General features: G+C 71.5%; 21 protein-coding genes. 16 read left to right on the top strand and 5 right to left on the bottom strand.

Annotated features, from left to right (window positions below):
- Positions 1-23 precede the first annotated feature (23 nt).
- Positions 24-428, bottom strand: coding sequence for a PPOX class F420-dependent oxidoreductase (locus tag ACH4RG_RS04075; protein ID WP_397919432.1), 405 nt, complete (start codon positions 426-428; stop codon positions 24-26).
- 31 nt (positions 429-459) lie between these two features.
- Positions 460-1,296: a TetR/AcrR family transcriptional regulator gene (locus tag ACH4RG_RS04080; protein ID WP_397919434.1), complete on the bottom strand. Its 837-nt coding sequence runs from the start codon at positions 1,294-1,296 to the stop codon at positions 460-462.
- Between the two features lie 127 nt (positions 1,297-1,423).
- On the opposite strand from ACH4RG_RS04080, the gene ACH4RG_RS04085 reads away from it, so the two are divergent.
- The 3 genes from ACH4RG_RS04085 to ACH4RG_RS04095 all read left to right on the top strand — a co-directional run bounded on the left by ACH4RG_RS04085 (position 1,424) and on the right by ACH4RG_RS04095 (position 3,942).
- Positions 1,424-2,503, top strand: coding sequence for an ATP-binding cassette domain-containing protein (locus tag ACH4RG_RS04085; RefSeq protein WP_397919436.1), 1,080 nt, complete (start codon positions 1,424-1,426; stop codon positions 2,501-2,503).
- Positions 2,500-3,342, top strand: coding sequence for an ABC transporter permease (locus ACH4RG_RS04090; protein ID WP_397919438.1), 843 nt, complete (start codon positions 2,500-2,502; stop codon positions 3,340-3,342). The genes ACH4RG_RS04085 and ACH4RG_RS04090 overlap by 4 nt, the downstream gene beginning before the upstream one ends.
- Positions 3,343-3,417: 75 nt before the next feature.
- Positions 3,418-3,942: a GNAT family N-acetyltransferase gene (locus ACH4RG_RS04095; RefSeq protein WP_397927605.1), complete on the top strand. Its 525-nt coding sequence runs from the start codon at positions 3,418-3,420 to the stop codon at positions 3,940-3,942.
- A gap of 22 nt (positions 3,943-3,964) precedes the next feature.
- Here the strand turns inward: ACH4RG_RS04095 and ACH4RG_RS04100 are convergent, their stop codons facing one another.
- Positions 3,965-4,864 carry an NAD(P)-dependent oxidoreductase gene (locus tag ACH4RG_RS04100; protein WP_397919442.1) on the bottom strand — a complete coding sequence of 300 codons (900 nt, stop codon included), beginning with the start codon at positions 4,862-4,864 and terminating at the stop codon, positions 3,965-3,967.
- Between the two features lie 291 nt (positions 4,865-5,155).
- On the opposite strand from ACH4RG_RS04100, the gene ACH4RG_RS04105 reads away from it, so the two are divergent.
- The 13 genes from ACH4RG_RS04105 to ACH4RG_RS04165 all read left to right on the top strand — a co-directional run bounded on the left by ACH4RG_RS04105 (position 5,156) and on the right by ACH4RG_RS04165 (position 12,702).
- Positions 5,156-5,779, top strand: a complete 624-nt coding sequence (locus ACH4RG_RS04105; protein ID WP_398539082.1) for a class I SAM-dependent methyltransferase — start codon at positions 5,156-5,158, stop codon at positions 5,777-5,779.
- Between the two features lie 209 nt (positions 5,780-5,988).
- Positions 5,989-6,312, top strand: a complete 324-nt coding sequence (locus tag ACH4RG_RS04110) for a gas vesicle protein (RefSeq protein ID WP_397919444.1) — start codon at positions 5,989-5,991, stop codon at positions 6,310-6,312.
- A 33-nt stretch (positions 6,313-6,345) separates the two neighbouring features.
- Positions 6,346-6,837 carry a gas vesicle protein GvpJ gene (gene gvpJ / locus ACH4RG_RS04115; protein ID WP_397927607.1) on the top strand — a complete coding sequence of 164 codons (492 nt, stop codon included), beginning with the start codon at positions 6,346-6,348 and terminating at the stop codon, positions 6,835-6,837.
- Between the two features lies 1 nt (position 6,838).
- Complete coding sequence (locus ACH4RG_RS04120) at positions 6,839-7,624, top strand: GvpL/GvpF family gas vesicle protein (RefSeq protein WP_398161656.1); 786 nt, start codon at positions 6,839-6,841, stop codon at positions 7,622-7,624.
- A gap of 2 nt (positions 7,625-7,626) precedes the next feature.
- Positions 7,627-7,893, top strand: a complete 267-nt coding sequence (locus ACH4RG_RS04125; RefSeq protein WP_397919450.1) for a gas vesicle protein GvpG — start codon at positions 7,627-7,629, stop codon at positions 7,891-7,893.
- Entirely contained in the window at positions 7,886-8,722 is an 837-nt protein-coding gene (locus ACH4RG_RS04130; RefSeq protein ID WP_398539083.1) for a histone protein, read from the top strand. Before ACH4RG_RS04125 ends, ACH4RG_RS04130 begins: the two co-directional genes overlap by 8 nt.
- Before the next feature lie 6 nt (positions 8,723-8,728).
- Entirely contained in the window at positions 8,729-9,874 is a 1,146-nt protein-coding gene (locus tag ACH4RG_RS04135; RefSeq protein WP_398539084.1) for an SRPBCC family protein, read from the top strand.
- Entirely contained in the window at positions 9,871-10,278 is a 408-nt protein-coding gene (locus ACH4RG_RS04140; RefSeq protein ID WP_398539085.1) for a gas vesicle protein, read from the top strand. Before ACH4RG_RS04135 ends, ACH4RG_RS04140 begins: the two co-directional genes overlap by 4 nt.
- Positions 10,275-11,096: a GvpL/GvpF family gas vesicle protein gene (locus tag ACH4RG_RS04145; protein WP_398161650.1), complete on the top strand. Its 822-nt coding sequence runs from the start codon at positions 10,275-10,277 to the stop codon at positions 11,094-11,096. Before ACH4RG_RS04140 ends, ACH4RG_RS04145 begins: the two co-directional genes overlap by 4 nt.
- 2 nt (positions 11,097-11,098) lie before the next feature.
- Positions 11,099-11,335 carry a gas vesicle protein gene (locus ACH4RG_RS04150; RefSeq protein ID WP_397919460.1) on the top strand — a complete coding sequence of 79 codons (237 nt, stop codon included), beginning with the start codon at positions 11,099-11,101 and terminating at the stop codon, positions 11,333-11,335.
- Positions 11,332-11,628 carry a gas vesicle protein K gene (locus ACH4RG_RS04155; RefSeq protein ID WP_397919462.1) on the top strand — a complete coding sequence of 99 codons (297 nt, stop codon included), beginning with the start codon at positions 11,332-11,334 and terminating at the stop codon, positions 11,626-11,628. Before ACH4RG_RS04150 ends, ACH4RG_RS04155 begins: the two co-directional genes overlap by 4 nt.
- A gap of 106 nt (positions 11,629-11,734) precedes the next feature.
- The gene (locus ACH4RG_RS04160) at positions 11,735-12,199 is read left to right on the top strand and encodes an Asp23/Gls24 family envelope stress response protein (RefSeq protein ID WP_397920519.1); all 465 of its coding nucleotides are present in this window, start codon (positions 11,735-11,737) and stop codon (positions 12,197-12,199) included.
- Between the two features lie 89 nt (positions 12,200-12,288).
- Positions 12,289-12,702: a DUF4259 domain-containing protein gene (locus ACH4RG_RS04165; RefSeq protein WP_397919464.1), complete on the top strand. Its 414-nt coding sequence runs from the start codon at positions 12,289-12,291 to the stop codon at positions 12,700-12,702.
- A 20-nt stretch (positions 12,703-12,722) separates the two neighbouring features.
- Here ACH4RG_RS04165 and ACH4RG_RS04170 read toward each other — a convergent pair whose 3' ends face one another.
- Together ACH4RG_RS04170 and serC are read right to left on the bottom strand one after the other, a co-directional pair.
- Complete coding sequence (locus ACH4RG_RS04170) at positions 12,723-13,334, bottom strand: Uma2 family endonuclease (protein WP_397919466.1); 612 nt, start codon at positions 13,332-13,334, stop codon at positions 12,723-12,725.
- A 170-nt stretch (positions 13,335-13,504) separates the two neighbouring features.
- Positions 13,505-14,623: a phosphoserine transaminase gene (gene serC, locus ACH4RG_RS04175; protein ID WP_397919468.1), complete on the bottom strand. Its 1,119-nt coding sequence runs from the start codon at positions 14,621-14,623 to the stop codon at positions 13,505-13,507.
- Positions 14,624-14,678 lie beyond the last annotated feature (55 nt).

Raw genomic sequence — 14,678 nt, forward strand, 5'->3', positions numbered from 1 at the left:
GGAGGGCCCGCGCTCGCTCGGGCTCAGGTGTCGTCGTCCGTCACCGGCCACACCTCGTAGTGCAGGGTCCGGTCCCGCTTCAGCCGGTGCGCGAACGGGACGAGCACGCCCTGCACGACCGGGTACTTCCGCGACAGCATCCGCGCCGCGTGCGTGTTCTCCTTCGTGCCCGGCCGCAGCAGCCGTGCGTGCGCCCTGATCTGCGGTCCGGTGGGTCTGCCCCGGACCGTGCAGGGGGCGATCTCCACCTGCGGGTGGTTACGCATCCGCTCGACCTTCCAGGCGGAGGAGAACGTGCGGATGAACGCGTGATCGCCCTCGACGACGATGTTGACCGGTGTGCCGACGGATGTTCCGTCCTGACGGTGGGTGCTCAGCAGGACGGCGTACTGCTTGACGAAAGGAGCGAGCTCCGGGCTGGCGTCCATATATCCATTGGGGCACGGGCCGGGGGCGCTGTCACTTCCGGGCTGCTGTCCGCTCCGTGGTCCCGTCCGTGGTCCCGTCCGCTGCCCGCTCCGCGACCAGGACCTCGAAGCCGGCGATCAGCCGTCGCAGCCCGAATGCGAAGTGGTCGAACTCGGCGCTGAAGGCGTCCTCCGACAGGCCCGCCATCATCGGGTACGCGCCGCTGAGCATGGCCCGCTCCAGGTAGGGGCGCTGGTTGTCCCAGAACTCCTGGTCGTTCAGCCCTGTCTCCCGCACCGCTTCCGCCGCGTCGGCCCGGGTGCGGGCGAGGCCCTCCACGAAGCTGTTGACCGTGATGATCACGCTGATCAACTCGGCGTCGCGCAGGCCCATGGACCGCAGTGCGGCGAGGGAGAGTTCGAGGCCGCGCAGGGCGCTGGGGCCGAGCACCGTACGGGCCTGGTTGATCTTCAGCAGCCAGGGGTGGGCGCGCAGGTTGTCCAGGTAGGTACGGGCCATGGCGTCGATGGACGCCCGCCAGTCGGCGGGGGGCGCTGCGGCAGGGCGTTCCGCGTCGGTGGGCAGGGGCTCGCCCAGCACCCGGTCGAGCATCAGGTCCAGCAGTTCGGCCTTGCCGGGGACGTACCGGTAGAGCGACATCGTGCCCGTGCCGAGCTCGGTGGAGAGCCGGCGCATGGAGACGGCGGCCAGCCCTTCCGCGTCCGCGACGGCGATGGCGGCGGTGACGATCCGGTCCAGGGAGAGCCCCGGTTTGGGGCCGCGGCCGGGGCGGTCCCCGGTGCCCCACAGGAGTTCCAGGCTGCGTGCGATGTCGCCGCTCCCGGTGGCCGTGCCGTCCGTCGCCGCTGTCGATCCGTCTTTCGCCATGGGTCCAGCGTAGTGCTCCGGAACAGATTTGGGTACACCGTACCCGTATCGGAGTACGCTGTACCCAATCAGGGGTACGGTGTACCCAGTTAGCTTTCGGTCGGTTCGGAAACAGGAGTGTTGCGCCATGCCCATGCCTAAAACAGGGTCCGCGTCCGGGTACGCGGTGCTCGCCGAAGGTGTCGTGAAGCGGTACCGGGGGCGGGGAGAGGGCGGGTCGGAGAAGCGGGCGCTCGACGGGTTCGACCTCGCCGTGCGCCCCGGCACCGTCCACGGCCTGCTCGGCCCGAACGGGGCGGGCAAGACCACCGCCGTGCGGATCCTCGCCACGCTCCTCCGGTACGACGCGGGCCGGGCGGAGGTCGCCGGGCTCGATGTGGCGCGCGAACCCCGCCGCGTACGGAGCCGGATCGGGCTCACCGGACAGTACGCGGCCGTCGACGAAGGCCTCACCGGGCGGCAGAACCTGGAGATGTTCGGGCGGCTCTTCCATCTCGGCAACCGCCGGGCCCGGCAGCGCGCCGGGGAACTGCTGGACCGGTTCGACCTGACCGAGGCCGCCGACAAGGGCGCCAAGGAGTACAGCGGCGGCATGCGGCGACGCCTCGACCTGGCCTCCTCCATGATCCTCCAGCCCGACGTGCTCTTCCTGGACGAGCCGACGACCGGACTCGACCCGCGCGGCCGGGGCGAGGTCTGGGACGCGGTCCGGGCGCTGGTGGCGGGCGGTACGACCGTGCTGCTGACCACGCAGTACCTGGACGAGGCGGACCGGCTCGCCTCGCGGATCACCGTCATCGACCGGGGGAGGGCCATCGCCGACGACACCCCGGACGCGCTGAAGAACCGGGTCGGCGGCGACCGTATCGAGGTGGTGGCCGCCGACGCGGGGGACCTCGACGCGGTGGCGAGGACCGTCGACCGGGTGGCCGGCGGCGGGCTCGTCGTCACCGACGCCACCGCCCGCAAGGTGCACGCCCAGGTCGCCGACCGGGTGGCCGCACTCACCGAGGTGGCCCGGAGCCTCCAGGACGCGGGGGTCGCGGTGGAGGACATCGGGCTGCGCCGGCCGAGCCTGGACGACGTGTTCCTGCGCCTGACGGGCCACGGCACGGCACCTGACGTCGAGGGCGACGACGCCGGTGACCGCCCTGCCAGGAACCACGACATCGACAACCACGACTCCGCGGAGGTGGCGGCGGCATGACCACACTCGAAAGGAACCCCGCTGGGGCGACGGGCCCGGCGCACGACCGCGCCTCGGTCTTCTGGGCGGTCTCCGACTGCTGGAACATCACCCGCCGCACCCTCACCCACTACCAGCGCCATCCCTCCGCCGTCGTCTGGCAGCTCGGCTTCCCGATCCTCTCCGTCCTGCTGTACGGATACGTCTTCGGCAGCGCGATGAAGGTGCCCGGGGGCGGGGACTACCGGGAGTTCCTGATGCCCGGCATGTTCGCCATGACCATGGCCATGGGCTTCATGAACACCGCCGTGGCCGTCGTCACCGACGCCACCAACGGGGTCGTCGACCGCTTCCGGTCCATGCCGATGGCTCCCTCCGCCTTCGCCTCCGGACGCGGGACGGCCGATCTGGTGGTGGCCGCCGCCGAACTGACCATCCTGGCCGTCACCGCGCTGCTGATCGGCTGGCGCGCGGACGGCGGGGTGCTGGCCGCCCTCGGGGCGTTCGGGCTGCTCCTGCTGTTGCGGTTCAGCCTGATCTGGGTCGGCGTCTGGCTCGGCATGCTGGTGCCCACCCCGGAGGCGGCGGGCGGACTGTACGCGGTGGCCTTCCCCGTCACGATGATCTCGAGCACCTTCGTGGCCCCGTCCCTGATGCCGGGCTGGCTGGGCACGATCGCCGCCTGGAACCCGATCTCCTCGACGGCGACGGCCACCCGCGAGCTGTTCGGCAACCCCGTGGCGGGCGGCGGCACCTGGGTGGAGGAGCACGCCCTGCTGATGGCCCTGGTGTGGCCGCTCGTGCTCACGCTGGTGTTCCTGCCGCTCGCGGTGCGCCGCTTCCAGCGCCTGAGCCGGTGAGGGCCCTCGCACACCGGCCGTGAGCTGCGGAAACCATGGTGCCGGGGGTCGGCGGTCGGCGTAGGGTCGGGCACCGTGCCGACGACCATCACACCTCTGCCCTTCACCACCGCCCGTCTCGACGCGCTCCCCCTCGAACCGGCGTACGCCGAGGAGATGGCGGTCGTCCTCACGGACCCGGCCCTGTACGTGTTCACCGGCGGCGGCCCACCGGACCCGGCCGCGCTGCGGTTCCGGTACGAGCGGCAGAGCGCCGGTTCGCCGGACCCCGGGGAGCGGTGGTGGAACTGGGTGCTCAGGGTCCGCGCGGACGGAGATCTCGCCGGATACGTGCAGGCGACCGTACGGGGGCCCCGGGCGGAGATCGCCTGGGTGGTCGGGACGCCGTGGCAGGGCCGGGGCTACGCGAGCGAGGCCGCGAAGGGCCTGGCCGCGCACCTGGTCGCGGCCGGGGGCGTCCGGGAACTCGTCGCCCACATCCATCCCGACCATGCCGCGTCCGAGGCGGTGGCCACGGCGGCGGGCCTCCGGCCGACCGGTGAGTGGGGGGACGGCGAACGGCGATGGGCGGGCAACCCACCGGTGCCGGGGGCCCGTTAGGGCCGGCTCCGGTTCCGATGCGTCAGGCGGCGTGGTCCGGTCGGCGCACCAGCAGGTCGATCACGCCCGTCAGGTCCTCCTCGCCACTGCCCCCGGCCAGGCGGCGCCGCATCAGCTCGAAGTAGGGGTCGAGCAGTTCGGGGCTGACCCCCTGCTGCGCGGCGGTGTCCAGGAAGGTCGGCGCGCCGGCCACCTGCATGGCGAGGTTCGAGACCACGCCCTTGGTGTAGTCACCGCTCCGCAGCTGGTCGGCGGTCTGGTGAACCGACGGGGCCATCGCGACGAGCCAGTCGGCCAGCAGCGGGGCGAGCGCCGCCGGGTCGATGTCCTCCTTGCGGATCAGGGCGAAGGCATGCGCCGCCCCGGCGAACATCCCGTACATGGCGCTGAGCAGGGCCACGTCGTGCAGGGCCGCGAATCCCGCGTCCTCGCCGACGTAGGTCGTGCCGGCCGGGACGCCCAGGGTCTCCTGGTGTCGCTCGAACAGCTCCGGGGAGCCGCTGTAGAAGACGTAGCCGCCGGCCTCCGGGACTCCGATCATGGGCGGGACGGCCATGATCCCGCCGTCCAGGTAGCGGGCGCCACGCTCGCGGGCCCACTCGGCGCGTGCCCGTGCCTGGGCAGGGGTACTGGTGGTCAGGTTGACCAGGTCCTTGCCGGCCAGGTCGGTGCCCGCCAGCGCCTCGCCGACCGAGGCGTCGTCCAACAGGCAGACCACGACGAGGGTGTTCGCCGCGACCGCTTCGGTGACGGTGTCCGCGACCTCCGCCCCCTCGGCGGCGAGCGCCGTGGCGCGGGCCGGGGAGCGGTTCCAGACGGTGAGCGGGTGGCCGGCCGCAAGCCAGGTACGGGCCAGTGCGGTGCCCATCGCACCGAGGCCCAGCAGCGTGACGGGGATTCTCTCAACAGTGTTCTTCGCCATGCGGATTATGCTGGTCGCAGCCCTCAAGGTGATCAAGTACGCACTGTGTAGTGGGTGGTTACCCTGAGGTAAGCAAGCATGTCGGAAGGGTGGGGCAGGGGCAGGGCGACGCGCTCATGCCGCTGGCCGCCCGGGCCCGCGAGCGGGGGCCCGTCGAGGGACTGCCCCGCGCACCGCGGCCGACCTGCGGTGAGGCCGCGAGCGCACTGCGGTGTCGCGCCTGTCGCAGGGTTCCGCTCCACGACCGCCGAACCTGACTTCCTGAACGCCACCCGGGTCTCGTACGACGCCATGGCCCCCGGCTACGTCGATTTCACCCGGGGCGAGCTGGAGGCCAAGCCGCTGGAACGTGCGCTGTTGAGCGCGTTCGCCGAACTCGCGGCGGCCGGCGGCGGCCTCCCGGTGGCCGACGTGGGCTGCGGGACGGGCCGGGTGACCGCGCACCTTCACGCACTGGGTCGGGGACTGGACGTGTTCGGATTCGCCCTCTCCCCGCGGATGGTGGCCGTGGCGCGGGAGGAGCACCCGGGGCTGCGCTTCGACGAAGGCTCCATGCTCGACCTCGGGCTGCCGGACGCCTCGCTGGGCGGGCTGCTCGCCTGGTACTCGACGATCCACGTCCCGGACGAGGAACTGCCGGGCGCCTTCGCCGAGTTCCACCGCGTACTGGCCCCGGGGGCCCACGTACAGCTGGGCTTCCAGGTCGGGGACGAGCCGCTGCGGTATACGGAGGCGTGGGGCCTGGAGATCTCGCTCTACTTCCACCGGCGGCAGCCGGAGCGGATCGCCGAGCTGCTCCGAGGGGCGGGCCTGGAGGTGCGGTCCATGGTGTGGCGGGAACGGGACACGGACGGGCCGTTCCCGGAGCGGACGCCGCAGGGGTTCGTGCCGGCGCGGAGGCCGCCCGCGGTCTGACCCTGGCTGTCGTCGGATCTCGCGCGCCTTCTGCCCCGCGGGTCTCCGATCCCGGCTGTCGGCCGACCTCGCCCGCCTCCTGCGCTGCCCTGGCCTGCCCGCCCCCTGCCCTGCCCGGCTGTGCCCGCTGACCGGCCCGGGCGGGCGGGGTGTCGCACCACCGGCTCACTCAGGATGCGAAGTGCCCCATGGTGACCAGACTGGTCACCATGGCAGACCAACGTTCAGCGCGCGCCGAACGCTCCTCCCCGGGGACCCGGAAGAAGTCCACGGCCAGGAAGGGGCCCGAGCACGCGGCCCGCGCCGCTTGTCAGAGCCTGGAATCGCTGATCAGCCACCCGGCCGAGGGCGTCTCCGCGATCCGACGATCCGACGACGACGGCTGGTGCGTCGTCGTGGACGTCCTCGAAGTGCCCCGCATCCCGGACACGACCAGTCTCCTCGCCTCGTACGAGGTGCGGCTCGACGGAGCCTGCGAACTCGTGGAGTACACCCGGGTCCGCCGCTACCGGCGCGGTGCCGCCGACGAGTGACCCCACTTCGTCCGACAGCTGGAAGGACCCCCCATGACGACCACCACCTACGTCGACGGCGCCGCTCCGTGCCCGCCCCGCGCAGGCACGCTCTACGACGTGCTGGAGCTCATTCTCGACCGGGGCATGGTGATCGACGTATTCGTACGCGTCTCCCTGGTCGGCATCGAGATCCTCAAGATCGACGCGCGCATAGTCGTGGCGAGTGTCGACACCTACCTGCGCTTCGCCGAGGCGTGCAACCGTCTCGATCTCGAACGTGACTCCGGCAGCACCACCGTCCCCGAGCTGCTCGGCGGCTCCGCCGCCCGCTCCATCGGCAAGCGGAAGGTGCGCAAGGCCGCGGAGTCCGTCGGCGACACCGTACGCAAGGCGGTCGGGGCCGGCGGCCAGGACGACGAGTACGACGCGTACGACGAGGAAGAGGCGGAGGAACGGCCGGCGCGCCCGAAGAAGCGCCGCGCCCCCGCCCGCAGCAGCAGCGGCAGCGGTGGCACGAGCCGTCGCCGCAGGGCAGAGGCCTGACGTGCGCGTGGACGGCCCGGGGACGGGCCAGGCCACCGGAACGGGGCTGTACGTGTACGCGGTCGTCAGGGCCGGAACGCCGCTGCCCGCGAAGTCCGGGGGCGTCGGCAGCCCGCCCGCCTCGCTGCGGACGGTCGCAGTGGGCCCGGTGGCCGCCGTCGTCAGCGCCGCTCCCGCGCAGTTGCGGGCCCGGCGGCGTGATCTGCTGGCTCACCAGGAACTCCTGACGCGTCTGGCGGACAGCGGGCCGGTCCTGCCGATGCGCTTCGGCATGGTCGCGCCGGACGACGACGCGCTGCGCGCCCAGCTGACCGGGGCGCAGGCGGGCCACCTCGCCGCGCTGGACCGGGTCGCCGGGCACATCGAGATGAACGTCAAGGCCCTGCCGGCCCATGACGCCCTCGCCGCACTGGTGGCGGGGGACGCGACCGTACGGCGGCTGCGCGAGGAAACCCGCCGGCGGCCCGGGTACGAGGCCCATGTGCGCCTGGGGGCGGCCGTCGCGTCCGCCCTGGCGCGCCGGGCGGGCGAGGCGGGCCGGCGGGCGCTGCGCGATCTGGCTCCGATGGCCCGGGCGACGGCCGGGGGCCCCGAGGTTCCCGGCTGCGCGCTCAACGTGTCCTTTCTCGTGGCGCGGGCGGACAGCGACCGGTTCCGCGCGACGGCCGATCGTTTCGCGGCGGCCCACCGCGACCACGTCGAGCTCCGCCTCGCGGGGCCGCTGCCCTGCTACAGCTTCGTCGACGCCGGAAGCACGAGGCCGCCCGCGCCGGTCGGTGGAGGCTGACGATGGGGCTGATCTCCGGACTCCTGATGCTCCCCCTGGCACCCGCCCGGGGCGTGGTGTGGGTCGCGGAGCGGTTGCAGGACGCCGCCGAGCGCGAACTCTACGACCCCGGGGTGATCCGCGCGCAGCTGGCGGCCCTCAACCAGGAGCTCGACGAGGGGCACATCGGTCTGGAGGAGTTCGAGGCGCAGGAAGAGACGCTGCTCGACCGGCTGTACGCGGCACAGGGCGGCCGGACACCGACGACAGAAGGTGACAGACATGGATGACCAGGCGAAAGTGGCGCTCGCGGCCGCCGTAGTGGGCGGATACGTGCTGGGCCGGACGAAGAAGGGCCGGGTCGCGCTGAGCGTCGCGACCTATCTGGCGGGGCGCCGGTTCGGACTCGAACCCCGCCAGCTGGCGGCCGAAGGCATGCGCAGGCTCGGCGAGGTGCCGCAGGTCGCCGAGTTGCAGGAGCAGTTGCGGGGCGAGGTCCTCGACGCGGGACGCCAGGCGGTGACGGCCGCCGCCAACCGCTCCATGGCCTCCCTGGCGGACGCCATCGGCGACCGGACGGCCCGGCTCACGGCTGCGCCCGACGACGAGGCGGACGAAGAGGACGAGGACGAGGGCGAGTACGAGGACGAGGGGCCCGAGGAAGAGCCGGAAGGCGAGGACGAGGAGGAGGACGAAGAGGAGCCCGAAGAGGACGAGGAGTACGAGGACGAGGAGCCGGAAGAGGAGGAGCCCGAAGAGGAGGACGAGGAAGAAGAGGAAGAGGCGGACCCGCCGCAGCCGTCCCGGGCGAGGAAGTCCCCCGCCAGGAAGGCGGCCCCGGCCAGGAAGCCGGCGGAGAAGAAGGCAGCCCCCGCCAAGAAGGCCCCCGCCAAGAAGGCCCCCGCCAAGAAGGCTCCGGCCAAGAAGGCCCCCGCCAAGAAGGCTGCTCCAGCGAAGAAGACGTCAGCGAAGAAGACGGCCAAGAAGGCCGCACCGGCCAAGAAGACCGCTCCGGCCAAGAAGCCCGCGGCCAAGAAGTCCGCCCCCCAGAAGTCTGCCGCGAAGAAGACAGCGACGTCGAAGCGGTCAGCATCCAAGCGCGCCGATCGCCGGAGGTAGTCAGCCATGGCAACGACGGACAAGGACGAATCCGAGGCTCCGGCGGAGTCGGGTGTCGGCCGCATCAAGGAAGAGCTGTCGAAATTCGCCGGCGCTCAGGTCCAGCAACTCGCTGAGAAGGCGGGCAGCAAACTCTCCGATCTCACCGGTCAGTTGACCGATGCGGCCGAGAACGGCGGCTCACTGCCCGCCATCGGTTCTCGCGTGCTCCGGGGCGAATCCCCGGTGAAGGCGTTCGTCTCGGAGAAGGCCAAGGGCGCGAAGGACGCGGTGGTGGACAAGGCGAAGAGCGCGTTCGGCGGGGGCGGCGGCAAGGGCAGCCGCAAGGCCGGCGGCGGCAAGTTCATGAACATCATCGAAGTGATCGACGTCGGTGTACCGCTGCGTACCGCCTACGACGCCTGGACGCAGTACGAAGAGTTCAGCGGCTTCATGAAGGGCGTCCAGAGCGTCTCCAAGGGCGAGGACGAGGAAAGTGACTGGAAGGTCAAGGTCGGCCCCTCCACGCGCGGCTTCAAGGCCACGGTGCAGGAACAGGTGCCGGACGACCGGATCGTCTGGACCTCCGAGGGCGCCAAGGGCAGCACGCGCGGAGCCATCAGCTTCCATGAGCTGGCCCCGAACCTGACCCGCATCGTGCTGGTCATGGAGTACTACCCGTCCGGGTTCTTCGAGAAGACGGGCAACCTCTGGCGCGCCCAAGGCCGTCGCGTACGGCTGGACTTCAAGCACTTCCAGCGCTACGTGAGCCTCACCGAAGAAGAGCCCGAGGGGTGGCGCGGCGAGATCCGCGACGGCGAGGTCGTGGTCAGCCATGAGGAGGCCGTCGAGCGTGAGGAGGCGGAAGAGGCCGACGACGGCGAGGACGCGGACGAGGACGGCGAGGAGGAGCCTGAGGAAGGCGAAGAGGAGGGCGGGGAGGAGGACTACGACGAGGAGGACGAGGAGCCGGACGACGACGAGGAGCCGGACGAGGATGAGCCTGAGGAGGAAGAGGAGGAGGAACCCGAGAGTTACGAGGAGGACGAGGACGAGGAAGAGGAGCCCGAGGAAGACGAGGACGAGGAAGAGGAAGAGGACGAGGAAGAGCCGGAGGAGCCGCCCGCCAAGAAGCGCGCGAGCCGCAGGCGCCGGTCCGGGGCCTCGCGGTGACCGACCTCGACTTCCGGCAGGGAGGGCCGCCGGCCAACGGCCCTCAGACCACCAACCTCGCCGACATTCTCGAACGCGTCCTGGACAAGGGCATCGTCATCGCCGGGGACATCAAGATCGACCTTCTCGACATCGAACTCCTCACCATCCGGCTCCGCCTCTTCGTGGCATCCGTCGACACCGCGAAGAAGGCGGGCATCGACTGGTGGGAGACCGATCCGGCCCTCAGCTCCCGGGCCTCGCGCAACGCCCTGGAGGACGAGAACCGCCGACTGCGTGAACGCCTCCAGGCCCTCGAACCGGGGACGGGCGCGGATGAGGACCCCGGCCCGCGCCCGAACCGAAGCGCCGACGTGGACGACGTGGACGACGTGGACGACAGTAAGGAGACCGGGCAGAGATGACGCATCCCGCCCACCGGGACCGGGCTCCGGGCACCGGTGTCACGTACGTGTTCGCCGTCTGCCGGGGCGCCCGTGCCGCGCACACGGCCGATGTCACCGGCCTGGTCGGCATGCCCGGCGGTGCGGCCGTCCGGCTGCTGCCCTCCGGACCGCTGACCGCCGTGGTCCAGACCGTCCCGGCCGCCGACTTCACGGACGAGGTCTGGCAGTCGCGGCTCTCCGATCCGCGTGAGATCGAGCGGTACGCCCGGGCCCACCACGAGGTCGTGTCCGCCGCGGCCGCTCACGGGCCCGCCGTACCGCTGCCCCTCGCCACGCTCTACCACGACGACGACCGGGCCCGCCGCGCGCTGGACGACGAGGCACACCGCTTCCACCAGGTGCTGAAGCGCATCGCGCACCACGCCGAGTGGGGCGTGAAGGTGTACGAGCCCGCGACCGCTCCCGAGGAAGCGGAACCCGTCACCGCCGGAGGTGGCGGGCGCGAGGCTCCCGCCGCCGGTGCCGGGCTCGCCTACCTGAACCGCAGACGCGGGGTCCAGGAGCGACGCGAGCGGCGCCGGGAACAGGCCCTGTCCGTCGCGGAATCCGTGGACGCCGAACTCCGGGAGCTGGCTACCGCGTCGCGCCGCCTCCGTACGCACGGAGCCGTACCGGGGGCTGACGGCCGGGTGCACGTGCTCAATGCCACGTACCTCGTGGCCGAGCACCGGTCGGATGAACTGGCCGCTCTGGTACGGGGATTGGGCGAGCGGACCGGGGCGCGGATCGAGCTGACCGGGCCCTGGGTTCCGTACTCCTTCGTAGGGGAGGTGTAGCCGTGGCAGCGGCGGAGCGCGCGGTGGTCCCCTGGGACAGCCCGGAGCCCCTGATCGGGCCCATCGGGGTACCGCTGGTGGACCTGCTGGACCGTGTCCTGGCGACCGGTGTCGTCGTCAGCGGGGACCTGGTGATCGCCATCGCCGACGTACCTCTGGTGCGGGTGTCCCTGCACGCCCTGCTGTCGTCGGTCAGCGAGCGGGTTCCGGCGCCCTGGGCCGACGGGGGGCCGTTGTGACGGGCGCGGGCCGGGCCCCGGGCTCACGGGTCGATCTGGACTCCGAGCAGATGGGGCGGGACCTGGTGGCCCTGGTCCTCACCGTGGTGGAGCTGCTCCGGCAGCTGATGGAGCGGCAGGCGATCCGCCGGGTCGAACAGGGCGACCTCAGCGACGAGCAGGTCGAGGAGATCGGGACCACGCTCATGTTGCTCGACCAGCGGATGAACGAGCTCTGCGACCAGCACGGCGTGCGACCCGAGGACCTCAATCTCGACCTCGGGCCGCTGGGAACGCTGCTGCCCCGCGACTGAGTCCGGGTACCTCGAATGGCGGATGGTCGCGGGCGGGCGGAGAGTGAATGAGGGGGCCGCACGGGTGGGAGGAGCGCCCGTGGCAAGCACTCTCTGTGAGGCGGACATGGTCGACATCGAATCTCTGAGCGGAAACCCGACGACGAGCGGCGGGAAGGAAAGCGGCGTGCGCGGCAGGACCACCATCGCCGACGGCGTCGTGGCCACCATCGCGGAGATCGCCATCCGCGAGACCGACGGCGTGCACTCGGTGGGCAAGGGCGCGTCGAAGGCGCTGGGCGCCGTGGCGGGCAGGGTGTCCGGGGCCTCGGGCAGGGGACGGACCGTGAAGGTCGAGGTCGGCGAGAAACAGACGGCGATCGACGTCGACGTCGAGGTGGAGTACGGGGTTCCGATCCATGAGCTGGCCGACCGGATCCGCGCGAACGTCGTCGACGCCGTGGAGACGATGACGGGGCTGGAGGCCGTCGAGATCAACATCAACGTCTTCGACGTGCACATTCCGGACGAGGACGACGAGGACGGCTCGGACGGCGCCGATTCCGGAAGAGGCGGTTCCCGCGTGCGGTGAGCCCGGCCCGGCCGATTGTCAGTGGCGGCTGTGAGGATGGGGACACCGGCACGACGGGGTGACCGGCACAGCGGATTGAGGGGGACCCCATGGGTGCGTGGGACATCGGCCACTTCGACAACGACACCGCGGCCGACTTCGGCGGGCGGGTCGACGACACGGAGCCCGGGAAGAAGGCGGACGTGCTCCGGGACGTCCTGACCGCCGTCGCGGACACCGGCCCGGAGGACTATGCGGACGGCGGGGAGGAGGCGGTGGCCGCCGCCGCGCTGATCGCCGCCCAGTGCCCCGGGGGAGAGCCCGTCACCACCGCGTACGGCCCGAAGGAGCCGCTGCCACAGCTTCCCGCCGATCTGCGCCCGCTGGCCGTCCGGGCCCTGGACCGCCTCACCGCGAAGAACGCGGAGCCGCTGGATCTGTGGGCGGACGCCGGTGCGGACCAGGAGTGGCTCGCGGGGATAGCCGCGCTGCGGGCTGTGCTGGTGGCGGCGACGGGGGAGTAGGACCGGTCCGGGCCGCGTCCTCAGCGTTTCGGGCGGCCCGCGCGCACGATTTCGTCGACGTCCAGGGAGACCTCGGCGCCGATCGAGGCCGGGAGCGGGGCCTGCTGGCCGGGGGCGTAGACCTCGTGGCGGTCGTAGCCGCCGGGGAGCGGTTCGGTCAGGACGTGGACGCGGCCGTGCTTGCGGTCGACGATCACGTAGACCGGGATCTTGGCCTGGGCGTAGGCGGTGACCTTGTGGCGCAGGTCGGTCTGGTAGTTCCCGGAGGTGACCTCCAGGACCAGGCGGAAGCAGGCGGGGTCGTAGCTGTTGTTCTCGCGCGGGTGCTCGCCGTAGTCGGCGTCGACGACCGCCAGATCGGGGATCACGTAGTCCTCGGGTCCGCTGGGGAGCCAGAGACCGATGCCCTGGAGGACTCTCGACTCCTCGCCGTGCAGACCGGCGGCGAGGAAGGGGACCGTGAGTGTGGTCAGGGCGTCGGCATGCGGGCCGTCCGGGGGTGGTGCCACGGTGACGAGGCCTCCGATGATCTCGACGCGATGCCCCGGAAGCTGTTCCATGAGACGGTTGGCCGTTTCCAGCAGCGTTTCCGGCTCATCGTCACAGGGGTGCTCGACTGCTGCTGCAGACATTGCGGGCCTCCTGGAATGGGCTGGTGTCGAGAGCATCATCGTAGGGCGGAGTGGGCCGAGATCGCGTTTCTGGCATATGCCACCCGGTCGAGTGAAGCAGAAACGGCCCGGCACACCGCGTGGGTGCCGGGCCGTCTCCGTACAGCCGTCGAGCCGTGAGCCGGTAGGAGCTACAGCTTCTCGATCACGTAGTCGACGCACGCCGTCAGCGCCTGGACGTCCGCCGGGTCGATCGCCGGGAACATCGCCACGCGCAGCTGGTTGCGGCCCAGCTTGCGGTACGGCTCGGTGTCCACGATGCCGTTGGCGCGCAGCACCTTGGCGACGGCCGCCGCGTCGATCTCGTCCGCGAAGTCGATCGTGCCGATGACCTGCGAGCGCTTCGCCGGGTCCGTGACGAACGGGGTGGCGTACTTCGACTCGTCGGCCCAGCCGTAGAGGTGGCCCGACGAAGCCGCCGTGCGGCCCGTCGTGAAGTCCAGGCCGCCCTGGGTGTTCATCCACTTCAGCTGCTCGTTCAGCAGGAAGAGCGTGGAGAGCGCCGGGGTGTTGTACGTCTGGTTCTTGAGGGAGTTGTCGATCGCCGTGGGCAGCGAGAAGAACTCCGGGATGTGCCGGCCCGAGGCGTGGATCCGGGCGGCGCGCTCCAGGGCGGCCGGGGAGAACACGGCGATCCACAGGCCGCCGTCGGAGGCGAAGGACTTCTGCGGGGCGAAGTAGTAGACGTCGGACTCGGTGATGTCGACCGGCAGGCCGCCCGCACCGGAGGTGGCGTCCACCAGGACGAGAGCGCCCTCGTCGGCACCCGCGACGCGCTTGACCGGGGCGGCGACACCGGTGGAGGTCTCGTTGTGGGTGAAGGCGTAGACGTCGACGCCCGCCTCGGCCTTCGGGTCCGGGTGGGTGCCCGGGTCGGAGGCGATGACGGTGGGGTCGGACAGCCAGGGCGCGAGCTTCGCGGCCTTGGCGAACTTCGACGAGAACTCGCCGAAGTTCAGGTGCTGCGACTTCGACTCGATCAGTCCGTGCGTCGCGACGTCCCAGAAGGCGGTGGACCCGCCGTTGCCGAGGACGACCTCGTAACCCTCGGGAAGGGAGAAGAGGCTGCGCACGCCGTCCCGTACCTCGCCGACCAGGTTCTTGACCGGGGCCTGGCGGTGGGACGTACCGAGGAGAGAGGTGCCGGTGGCGGCCAGCGCGTCGAGCGCCTCCGTCCGCACCTTGGAAGGACCGGCGCCGAAGCGTCCGTCGGCGGGCTTGATGTCAGCGGGAATCTGGATGTCGGCCACGGGACGGAGCGTAGTCCCTCGGTGGCACGGCTCAGCAACCGTGTCCGTCGGATGA

Origin of the sequence: Streptomyces sp. NPDC021019 (genome assembly GCF_044333295.1) — a bacterium.
In the GTDB taxonomy this organism is placed as follows: domain Bacteria; phylum Actinomycetota; class Actinomycetes; order Streptomycetales; family Streptomycetaceae; genus Streptomyces.

Bases quoted from the DNA above. Each gene is read 5' to 3' on its own strand.
- ACH4RG_RS04075 (WP_397919432.1), bottom strand. From the start codon at position 428: ATGGACGCCAGCCCGGAGCTCGCTCCTTTCGTCAAGCAGTACGCCGTC.
- ACH4RG_RS04080 (WP_397919434.1), bottom strand. From the start codon at position 1,296: ATGGCGAAAGACGGATCGACAGCGGCGACGGACGGCACGGCCACCGGG.
- ACH4RG_RS04085 (WP_397919436.1), top strand. From the start codon at position 1,424: ATGCCCATGCCTAAAACAGGGTCCGCGTCCGGGTACGCGGTGCTCGCC.
- ACH4RG_RS04090 (WP_397919438.1), top strand. From the start codon at position 2,500: ATGACCACACTCGAAAGGAACCCCGCTGGGGCGACGGGCCCGGCGCAC.
- ACH4RG_RS04100 (WP_397919442.1), bottom strand. From the start codon at position 4,864: ATGGCGAAGAACACTGTTGAGAGAATCCCCGTCACGCTGCTGGGCCTC.
- ACH4RG_RS04105 (WP_398539082.1), top strand. From the start codon at position 5,156: ATGGCCCCCGGCTACGTCGATTTCACCCGGGGCGAGCTGGAGGCCAAG.
- ACH4RG_RS04110 (WP_397919444.1), top strand. From the start codon at position 5,989: ATGGCAGACCAACGTTCAGCGCGCGCCGAACGCTCCTCCCCGGGGACC.
- gvpJ (WP_397927607.1), top strand. From the start codon at position 6,346: ATGACGACCACCACCTACGTCGACGGCGCCGCTCCGTGCCCGCCCCGC.
- ACH4RG_RS04125 (WP_397919450.1), top strand. From the start codon at position 7,627: ATGGGGCTGATCTCCGGACTCCTGATGCTCCCCCTGGCACCCGCCCGG.
- ACH4RG_RS04130 (WP_398539083.1), top strand. From the start codon at position 7,886: ATGGATGACCAGGCGAAAGTGGCGCTCGCGGCCGCCGTAGTGGGCGGA.
- ACH4RG_RS04135 (WP_398539084.1), top strand. From the start codon at position 8,729: ATGGCAACGACGGACAAGGACGAATCCGAGGCTCCGGCGGAGTCGGGT.
- ACH4RG_RS04145 (WP_398161650.1), top strand. From the start codon at position 10,275: ATGACGCATCCCGCCCACCGGGACCGGGCTCCGGGCACCGGTGTCACG.
- ACH4RG_RS04160 (WP_397920519.1), top strand. From the start codon at position 11,735: ATGGTCGACATCGAATCTCTGAGCGGAAACCCGACGACGAGCGGCGGG.
- ACH4RG_RS04165 (WP_397919464.1), top strand. From the start codon at position 12,289: ATGGGTGCGTGGGACATCGGCCACTTCGACAACGACACCGCGGCCGAC.
- ACH4RG_RS04170 (WP_397919466.1), bottom strand. From the start codon at position 13,334: ATGTCTGCAGCAGCAGTCGAGCACCCCTGTGACGATGAGCCGGAAACG.